Origin of the sequence: Streptomyces sp. AB3(2024), assembly GCF_041862025.1 — a bacterium.
In the GTDB taxonomy this organism is placed as follows: Bacteria; Actinomycetota; Actinomycetes; order Streptomycetales; family Streptomycetaceae; genus Streptomyces.
Window position 1 is genome coordinate 1 of the sequence record NZ_JBGWAB010000219.1, and the last position, 7,904, is coordinate 7,904.

The following is a 7,904-nucleotide window of genomic DNA, read 5'->3' on the forward strand; positions in this document are numbered from 1 at the left end:
CCTCCAGGCTTTCGTTCTGTTCTTGCGTTTCCGACTCTATCAGACTCTTTCGTGTCCGATTTTCCTCGGTGCTTTCCAGGTTCTGCGCTTTCGCGCTTTCCCTTTCCGGCGGTTCCGACTCTATCAGATCCTTTCGGGCCTGACTCCCAGTCAACGGGTTTTGCGTTCGGGGCTGTTGGGCCCTTCCGGCAAGTGAGACAGTAGCGGATTCCCTGCCCCCGAAGCCAATCGGGGGCCGCGTCCTGGAACGCGGATTCCTCATTCGCAAATACGCATGAAAACGAGACAACAACATGCGTCGTTCGTTCGAATGCGTAGTGCGGGATGGCTGTCCGGGGACCGACCGGGGTCGGCGCTCACTTCGGACAACTCGAAGAACCTTACGGATCGGGCACAGACGTGTCAACCCCCGGCTGACCTTCGGGAAACCTCCCGCACGGCTCACCCCTCGCGGGCTACGCTGCCTCCCATGACTACGCATGCGCTCATGCCCAGCCTTCGCTGGTGGGCCGCCTGACGGCGGCCGACCTTCCACGCGAGCACGCATGCGCTCACGGCCGCCGCTACGGCGGCCGTTTCTGTTTCTCCCTCCCGGGAGTGGCTCGGTCGCCCGTCGCGGTGGCTCCGACACCACACACAGGGAGAACGGGACATGACGAGGATCTTCAGCGGGGTCAAGCCGACGGGGCATCTGACGCTGGGGAACTACCTGGGCGCCGTACGCCAGTGGGTCGCCACGGACCACAAGCCCGACGACGCGCTGTTCTGCGTCGTCGACCTGCACGCGCTGACCGTCGAACACGATCCTGCGCGCGTGCGGCGGCTCAGCAGGCAGGCCGCGACGCTGCTGCTCGCCGCCGGCCTCGATCCCGCGCGGTGCACGCTCTTCGTACAGAGCCACGTCGACGAGCACACCCGGCTGGCCTACCTGCTGGAGTGCACCGCCACCGACGGGGAACTGCGGCGGATGATCCAGTACCGGGAGAAGACCGCCAGGGTGCAGGCGGCGGGGGAAGGCGTACGGCTGTCGTTGCTCACCTATCCCGTGCTGATGGCCGCCGACATCCTGGCGTACGGGGCCGACGAGGTGCCGGTGGGTGAGGACCAGCGGCAGCACGTGGAGCTGACGCGGGACCTGGCGGTGCGGTTCAACCAGCGCTACGGGCCGGTCTTCACCGTGCCGAAGGCGACGCTGCCGGCGGTGGCCGCGCGGGTCATGGACCTCCAGGACCCGATGTCCAAGATGGGGAAGTCGCACGAGAACGGCGCCGGGATCGTGTACCTGCTCGACGAGCCGGAGGTGGTGCGCAGGAAGGTGATGCGTGCCGTGACGGACAGCGGGGAGGGCGGGGTGGTCTACGACCGGGCGGCGCGGCCGGGGGTGGCGAACCTGCTGGACGTCCTCGCGGCCTGTACGGGCGGGGAGCCCGAGGAGCTGGCGCGGGGGTACGAGCAGTACGGGCCGCTGAAGCGGGACGTCGCCGACGCGGTGGTGGAGCTGCTGCGGCCGCTGCGGGAGCGGCACGCCGAGCTGGCGGCGGACCCCGGGGAGGTGGAGCGGGTGCTGCGCGCCGGGGCCGGGCGGGCCCGGGCGCTGGCGCGGCCGGTGGTGGACCGGGCGTACGCGGCGATCGGGCTGCTGGCGCCCTAGTCCTCCTCCTCGTACGCCCCGTGGCGGCGGTGTGGTCAGTTGGCTCCGGAGGCGAGTTCGCGGCTGCGGTCGCGGGCCGCCTCCAGGGCCGCGATCAGGGCCGCGCGGACGCCGTGCTTCTCCAGCTCGACGATGGCGTTGATGGTCGTGCCGGCCGGGGAGGTGACGGCCTCGCGGAGCTTGACCGGGTGCTCGCCGCTGTCCCGGAGCATCACGGCGGCGCCGATGGCGGCCTGGACGATGAGGTCGTGGGCCTGGGCGCGGGGCAGTCCGAGGAGGATGCCGGCGTCGGTCATGGCCTCGACCAGGAAGTAGAAGTAGGCGGGGCCGGAGCCGGAGAGGGCGGTGGCCGCGTCCTGCTGGGACTCGGGGACGCGCAGGGTCTTGCCGACGCCGCCGAAGATCTCCTCGGTGTGGGCGAGGTGGGCGGCGGTGGCGTGGCTGCCGGCCGAGATGACGGACATGGCCTCGTCGACGAGGGCGGGGGTGTTCGTCATGACGCGGACGACGGGGGTGCCGGGGGCGAGCCGCTCCTCGAAGAAGGAGGTCGGGATGCCGGCGGCGCCGCTGATGACCAGGCGGTCGGTGGGGACGTGCGGGGCGAGCTCTTCGAGGAGCTTGCCCATGTCCTGGGGCTTCACGGTGAGGATGAGGGTGTCGGCGCGCTTGGCGGCCTCGGCGTTGGTGACGGCCTCGACGCCGTAGCGGGTGCGGAGCTCCTCCGCGCGTTCGGGGCGGCGGGCGGTGACGAGGAGTTTCGCGGCGGGCCAGCCGCCGCGGATCATCCCGCTGAGCAGGGCCTCGCCGATCTTGCCGGTACCGAGGACTGCGACTGTCTGGGTCATGCCCGATTCACCTCGCCGAACGAACGTAAGGACGTACGTGCTCATCCTCGCACCCGGCTGCGTGGTGGGGCCGGGTGTGTCCGGTCCGTGGGCGGTCTACGGGGTGCGGCGGCGCAGGGTGGCGGCGCCGAGGGCGAGGACGAGGAGGGCGCAGGCGGCGACGACGACGGTGTCGCGGACGAAGTCGGCCGTCATGTCGGTGTGGGTGAGGACCTGGGTCATGCCGTCGACGGCGTAGGACATGGGCAGGACGTCGGAGATGGCCGTGAGGACCGGCTGCATGGTGTCGCGGGCGGCGAAGAGTCCGCACAGGAGCAGCTGCGGGAAGATCACGGCCGGCATGAACTGGACGGCCTGGAACTCGGACGCGGCGAAGGCGGACACGAAGAGGCCGAGGGCGGTGCCGAGGAGGGCGTCGAGGAGGGCGACGAGCAGGAGCAGCCAGGGGGAGCCGACGACGTCGAGGCCGAGGAGCCAGAGGGCGAGGCCGGTGGCGAGGAGGGACTGGACGACGGCGACGGCGCCGAAGGCGAGGGCGTAGCCGGCGATGAGGTCGCCTTTGCCCAGCGGCATGGCGAGGAGGCGTTCGAGGGTGCCGGAGGTGCGTTCGCGCAGGGTGGCGATGGAGGTGACGAGGAACATCGTGATGAGGGGGAAGATCCCGAGGAGGGACGCGCCGATGGTGTCGAAGGTGTGCGGGCTGCCGTCGAAGACGTAGCGGAGCAGGGTCAGCATCAGGACGGGGACCAGCAGCATCAGGGCGATGGAGCGCGGGTCGTGGCGGAGCTGGCGCAGGACGCGGGCGGCGGTGGCGGTGGTGCGGGCGGCGTTCATCGGGTCTGCTCCCGGATGGCGGTGACGTTGGAGGCGGCGGCGTTGGAGGCGGCGTCGACGGCGTTGGCGTTGGCTTCGTCGACGAGGCGGAGGAAGCCCTCCTCGACGGTGGTGGCGTGGGTGCGGGTGCGCAGGGCGTCGGGGGTGTCCTGGGCGAGGATGCGGCCCTCGCGCATGAGGAGGAGGTCGTGGCAGCGCTCGGCCTCGTCCATGACGTGGGAGGAGACGAGGATCGTGGCGCCGCGGGTGGCGGTGATGTCGTGGAAGAGGTTCCACAGGTCGCGGCGCAGGACGGGGTCGAGGCCGACGGTGGGTTCGTCGAGGACGAGCAGCTCGGGGGCGCCGAGCAGGGCGACGGCGAGGGAGACCCGGCTGCGCTGGCCGCCGGAGAGGTTGCCGGCGAGGGCGTCGGCGCGGGTGGTGAGGTCGACGTCGGTGATGGCGCGGGTGACGGCTGCGCGGCGGCGGTCGGCGGCGGCGCGGCCGGGGTCGAGGACGGCGGCGAAGTAGTCGAGGTTCTGCCGGACGGTGAGGTCGTCGTAGACGGAGGGGGCCTGGGTGACGTAGCCGATGCGGGAGCGGAGCGCGGGGTGGCCGGCGGGGCGGCCGAGGACGTCGAGGGTGCCGGTGACGTGGGCCTGGGTGCCGACGACGGCGCGCATGAGGGTGGATTTGCCGCAGCCGGAGGGGCCGAGGAGGCCGGTGATGCGGCCGCGGGGGACCTCGAAGGCGAGGTCGTCGAGGACGGTGCGCGGGGTGCGGCCGGTGCCGCGGCGGACGGTGAGGCCGTGGGCGTGGACGGCGGGGGGTGCGGTGGACGACGGCGCCTCGGACCCGTTATTCATCATGTGATGAATAATGCTCCTGGCGGTGCCGGTCGTCAATCGGCGCGGGGTGCGCCCGGGTTACTTCTTGCGCTTGGGGCGGCGGGCGGCCGGGTTGCCGGTACGGGTGCTGCGGCGGCGGGCGTACTCGGCCTCGGCCCGCTCGTACTCGGTGCGGCGGAGCTTCTCGCCGGGGGCTTCGACGAGGCAGCGCAGGAAGTACGCGATGAGGGAGCCGATGAAACCGATCGCCTTCAGGCCCTTGAGGGCGGCCTCGTCGGAGGACGGGGCGGGGCGGCGGCCGAAGGACTCCCAGGTCTTGACGAAGGCGATGGAACTGGCGATCGCGAAGAGCACGACCACGGAGATGCTGAGGAACGGACCGACGTTGCCGATCTCCAGGCCCTCGTAGGCGAAGCGCAGGAGGTACGCGGAGGCGAAGGCCCCGAGCAGCGAACCGGCCGCGACGGCGACGCGGCGCAGGGCGTAGCCGTTGTCGTGCTCCACCCAGGTGGTGCCGAAGAACTTGATCGGCTCGGGCCGCGGCCCGGGGGCCGGCCCGTCCGCGCCCGCTTCCCGGCCGTGGGTCTGGTCTCGTCGGTCGTCATCGCTCACAGCAGCGATTATCCCCCGGCGGAGTGCGGGCGCCGCGGGCGTCTCGCGTGGCGGAACGGGTGACCCCGCCCCGTCCGGGCGGTCGCCGGGCGGCACGGAGGGGGGCCTGCCCCACCCCCGATGGGCCGGACAGCCGGATGGCCGGAAGGATCCGGTGTCGGCGACGGTGGGGCGGTCCCGAGCAAACCGCCCACAGACAAGGCACCACCGTGCGCATCGTCACGGCCACCGCCGTCGCCCTGGCCCTCGTCATCGCAGCCGCGCCGGCCGCCACCGCCCGGCAGCCGGCCACCGACGGGATCTGGCGGACGGACGGCTACGGCACCGTGCTGTCCATCCGCGACGGAACCTTCCAGGAGTACCAGACCACCGCCGTCAGCTGTCTCGCGGGCGCCTCCGCACGGCGGACCGGCCCCGATGCCTACACCAGGACCGACGGCACCGTCCTCACGGTGCGCACCCGGGGAGACAGCGGGTCCGTGCGGGCGGACGGCGACGTCGGCGAGCGGAACCTGCGCAGGATCGCGGAGCTGCCCGCCGCCTGTAGGGGGCAGGCCCCCCGGGATTCGGTCGCCGCCTTCGACGTCTTCTGGCAGTCCTTCGAGGAGAACTACCCCTTCTTCGCCGCCAAGGGCGTCGACTGGCACGCCGTGCGCGACCGGTACCGGCCCCGGGTGCACGCGCAGACGCCCCCGGACGAGCTCTTCGCCGTCTTCAGCGAGATGGTCGAGCCGCTCCACGACGCCCATGTCGCCGTCCAGGACGGCGACCGGTTCTTCGCGCGGGGGCGCCCCGGCACCGTCCAGCCCGACGGCACGGTGGACGCCAGGGTGAAGAAGTTCGTCGTGGAGCGCGACCTCAAGGACGCCCGGAACCTCCAGGACTTCGCCAACGGGCGGATCACCTACGCCGACCTCCCCGGCGGGCAGGGCTACTTGCGGATCTCCGGGTTCGCCGGGTACGCGGCGCCCGGGGCCCCGTACACCGCCCAGCTGGCCGAGCTCGACCGGGCGCTGGACACGGCCCTCGGGCGGGATGGCGGCCGGCAGCCGAAGGGCCTGGTCATCGACCTGCGGATCAACGGCGGAGGCTCCGACGCCCTGGGCATCCACCTCGCCGGGCGGCTCACCGACAGCCCCTACCCCGCCTACTCCAAGCGGGCCCGCAACGACCCCGCCGACGCCACCCGGCACACCCGCCCCCAGCCCGTGTACGTCACGCCCGCCCGGGGCCCCCGTTACACCGGGCCGGTCGCCGTGCTGACCGGCGGATCGACCGTCAGCGCGGGGGAGACCTTCACCCAGGCCCTCATGGACCGGCCGGGCCGGACGGTCCGCATCGGGCAGCCCACGCAGGGCGTCTTCTCGGACTTCATGGTGCGCGGCCTCCCCAACGGCATGGCCGCCTGGATGCCGAACGAGGAGTACCTGACCCGGTCGGGAACGACCTTCGACGGCACAGGCGTTCCGCCGCACCTCACCGAGCCGGTCTTCACCGACGAGGAGTTCGCCGACGGGAGGGACTCGGCCTTCGACAGGGCCGTGGAGGTCCTGCGGAAGCAGACCGCCCGCTGAGCCGTCCCTTCCGGGCGGCGGCGCTCAGTCGCAGCGGCCGGCGACGTAGCCGTCGGTGCCGGTCTTCACGTAGGCGTCCGAGATGAACTTCCCGTTGCCGATGCAGTCCCAGATGTCCGTCGTGCCGTACGGGCCCGAGACCGTGGTCCCCGGGCACTGGCAGCGGATCGAGACGCTCGCGCCGAGCGGCAGGGTGTCGATGATCGCGTAGCCGGTGCCGGGACCGCTGCGTACGTTGACCCGGTACCCCGGCGCGACCTGGAACATCGGCAGGCCGGCGGTGGCCGCGAGGCCCTGGGCTTGGCTTGATTCGTTCTCGACTGACATAAGACGTCTCCCCCCATGGGTGTTGCGCTGCGCAACGCGCGCAGGGTAGCAAGCCCTTGGATGCTCGCATGTGCCATCGACTAGGCTCCGACGGGGGTGGTGAGCGGTGCATTCGCTGCGGGCGGACTACGCGGGGTTTCCGGAGTACGCCGGGCAGTACCGGCTCGAATCCGTGCTCGGCTCCGGTGGCATGGGCGTCGTCCACCTGGCCGCCTCCAGCTCCGGGCTGAAACTCGCCGTCAAGGTCGTCCACGCCCAGCACGCGGTGGATCCGGAGTTCCGGGCGCGGTTCCGGCAGGAGGTCGCCGCCGCCCGGCGGGTGAGCGGGGCGTTCACCGCGCCCGTCGTGGACGCAGATCCGGACGCCGAACGGCCCTGGATGGCCACCCTGTTCATCGACGCCCCGACGCTGTCCGAGCGGGTACGGGAACGCGTGCTGGACCCGCCGGAGCTGGCCCGGCTCGCCGCCGGGCTGGCGGAGGCGCTGCGGGACATCCACCGGGCCGGGGTCGTGCACCGGGACCTGAAGCCCAGCAACGTGCTGATGGCCCCGGACGGGGTGCGGGTCATCGACTTCGGCATCTCGCGCCCGGCCGACAGCGACCTGCGCACCGAGACCGGAAAGCTGATCGGGACGCCGCCGTTCATGGCGCCCGAACAGTTCCAGCGGCCCCGCGAGGTCGGGACCGCGGCGGACGTGTTCGCGCTGGGGGCGGTGCTCGTGCACGCGGCGACGGGGCGGGGGCCGTTCGACTCCGACAGCCACTACCTCGTGGCGTACCAGGTGGTGCACAGCGAGCCGGACCTGACGGGGCTCCCCGCGCGGCTCGTGCCGATCGTGGCCCGGTGCCTGGCGAAGGATCCGGCGGACCGGCCGACCGCCGACGCGCTGATCGCCGAGATCCGGACCGTGACGAGCCGGACGGGCGAGGACACCCAGGCCTTCATACCGCACCCCCGTCGGCCCGTCGCCGAGGAGGAGATCACGCACCGGCGGGACCGGCCCGCCGTGGACCCCGTCGGCCCGGCGGACCCCGTCGATCCGGCGGCCGCGCCGCGCGGGCGCGCGGGACGCCGGAGGGCGGTCGCGGCGGGGGCCCTCGGGCTGCTGCTCGCCGCCGTGGCCGCCGGCGGCTAACAGTGGTCCGGCGCGTGGGCGCCCGCCCCCGGCGCACCCCGGCGCGTCCGGGGGGCGGGCGCGGGGGGGGGGGGGGGGGGGGGCGGGGGGGGGGGG

The 7,904-nt window shown here is 72.7% G+C and carries 7 protein-coding genes and 1 pseudogene; 3 read left to right on the forward strand and 5 right to left on the reverse strand.

From position 1 onward, the window contains the following. Positions 1 to 652 precede the first annotated feature (652 nt). On the forward strand, positions 653 to 1,651 hold the full coding sequence (gene trpS / locus ACEPPI_RS38910) for a tryptophan--tRNA ligase (protein WP_373919982.1): 999 nt from the start codon (positions 653 to 655) through the stop codon (positions 1,649 to 1,651). Between the two features lie 35 nt (positions 1,652 to 1,686). Here trpS and proC read toward each other — a convergent pair whose 3' ends face one another. The 4 genes from proC to ACEPPI_RS38930 form a co-directional block, all read right to left on the reverse strand. Beyond that, positions 1,687 to 2,496 carry a pyrroline-5-carboxylate reductase gene (gene proC / locus ACEPPI_RS38915; protein WP_373919983.1) on the reverse strand — a complete coding sequence of 270 codons (810 nt, stop codon included), beginning with the start codon at positions 2,494 to 2,496 and terminating at the stop codon, positions 1,687 to 1,689. Positions 2,497 to 2,592: 96 nt separating this feature from the next. Continuing rightward, entirely contained in the window at positions 2,593 to 3,330 is a 738-nt protein-coding gene (locus tag ACEPPI_RS38920; protein WP_373919984.1) for an ABC transporter permease, read from the reverse strand. Then, positions 3,327 to 4,178: an ABC transporter ATP-binding protein gene (locus ACEPPI_RS38925; RefSeq protein WP_373919985.1), complete on the reverse strand. Its 852-nt coding sequence runs from the start codon at positions 4,176 to 4,178 to the stop codon at positions 3,327 to 3,329. Before ACEPPI_RS38925 ends, ACEPPI_RS38920 begins: the two co-directional genes overlap by 4 nt. 57 nt (positions 4,179 to 4,235) lie before the next feature. Next, a complete protein-coding gene (locus tag ACEPPI_RS38930; RefSeq protein ID WP_373919986.1) occupies positions 4,236 to 4,769 on the reverse strand; it encodes a hypothetical protein in 534 nt (177 codons plus the stop codon). Between the two features lie 209 nt (positions 4,770 to 4,978). Here ACEPPI_RS38930 and ACEPPI_RS38935 point away from each other — a divergent pair, with 209 nt between their 5' ends. Beyond that, entirely contained in the window at positions 4,979 to 6,343 is a 1,365-nt protein-coding gene (locus ACEPPI_RS38935; RefSeq protein ID WP_373919987.1) for a S41 family peptidase, read from the forward strand. A gap of 24 nt (positions 6,344 to 6,367) precedes the next feature. On the opposite strand, the gene ACEPPI_RS38940 is transcribed toward ACEPPI_RS38935, so the two are convergent. Next, complete coding sequence (locus ACEPPI_RS38940; RefSeq protein ID WP_266839783.1) at positions 6,368 to 6,670, reverse strand: peptidase; 303 nt, start codon at positions 6,668 to 6,670, stop codon at positions 6,368 to 6,370. A 106-nt stretch (positions 6,671 to 6,776) separates the two neighbouring features. On the opposite strand from ACEPPI_RS38940, the pseudogene ACEPPI_RS38945 reads away from it, so the two are divergent. Then, a pseudogene (locus tag ACEPPI_RS38945) lies at positions 6,777 to 7,646 on the forward strand (serine/threonine-protein kinase); the annotation flags it as partial. Between the last annotated feature and the right edge of the window lie 258 nt (positions 7,647 to 7,904).

Excerpts from the sequence above, each read along its gene's own strand:
- proC (WP_373919983.1), bottom strand. The coding sequence starts at position 2,496 with ATGACCCAGACAGTCGCAGTCCTCGGTACCGGCAAGATCGGCGAGGCC.
- ACEPPI_RS38925 (WP_373919985.1), bottom strand. The coding sequence starts at position 4,178 with ATGATGAATAACGGGTCCGAGGCGCCGTCGTCCACCGCACCCCCCGCC.
- ACEPPI_RS38920 (WP_373919984.1), bottom strand. The coding sequence starts at position 3,330 with ATGAACGCCGCCCGCACCACCGCCACCGCCGCCCGCGTCCTGCGCCAG.
- trpS (WP_373919982.1), top strand. The coding sequence starts at position 653 with ATGACGAGGATCTTCAGCGGGGTCAAGCCGACGGGGCATCTGACGCTG.
- ACEPPI_RS38940 (WP_266839783.1), bottom strand. The coding sequence starts at position 6,670 with ATGTCAGTCGAGAACGAATCAAGCCAAGCCCAGGGCCTCGCGGCCACC.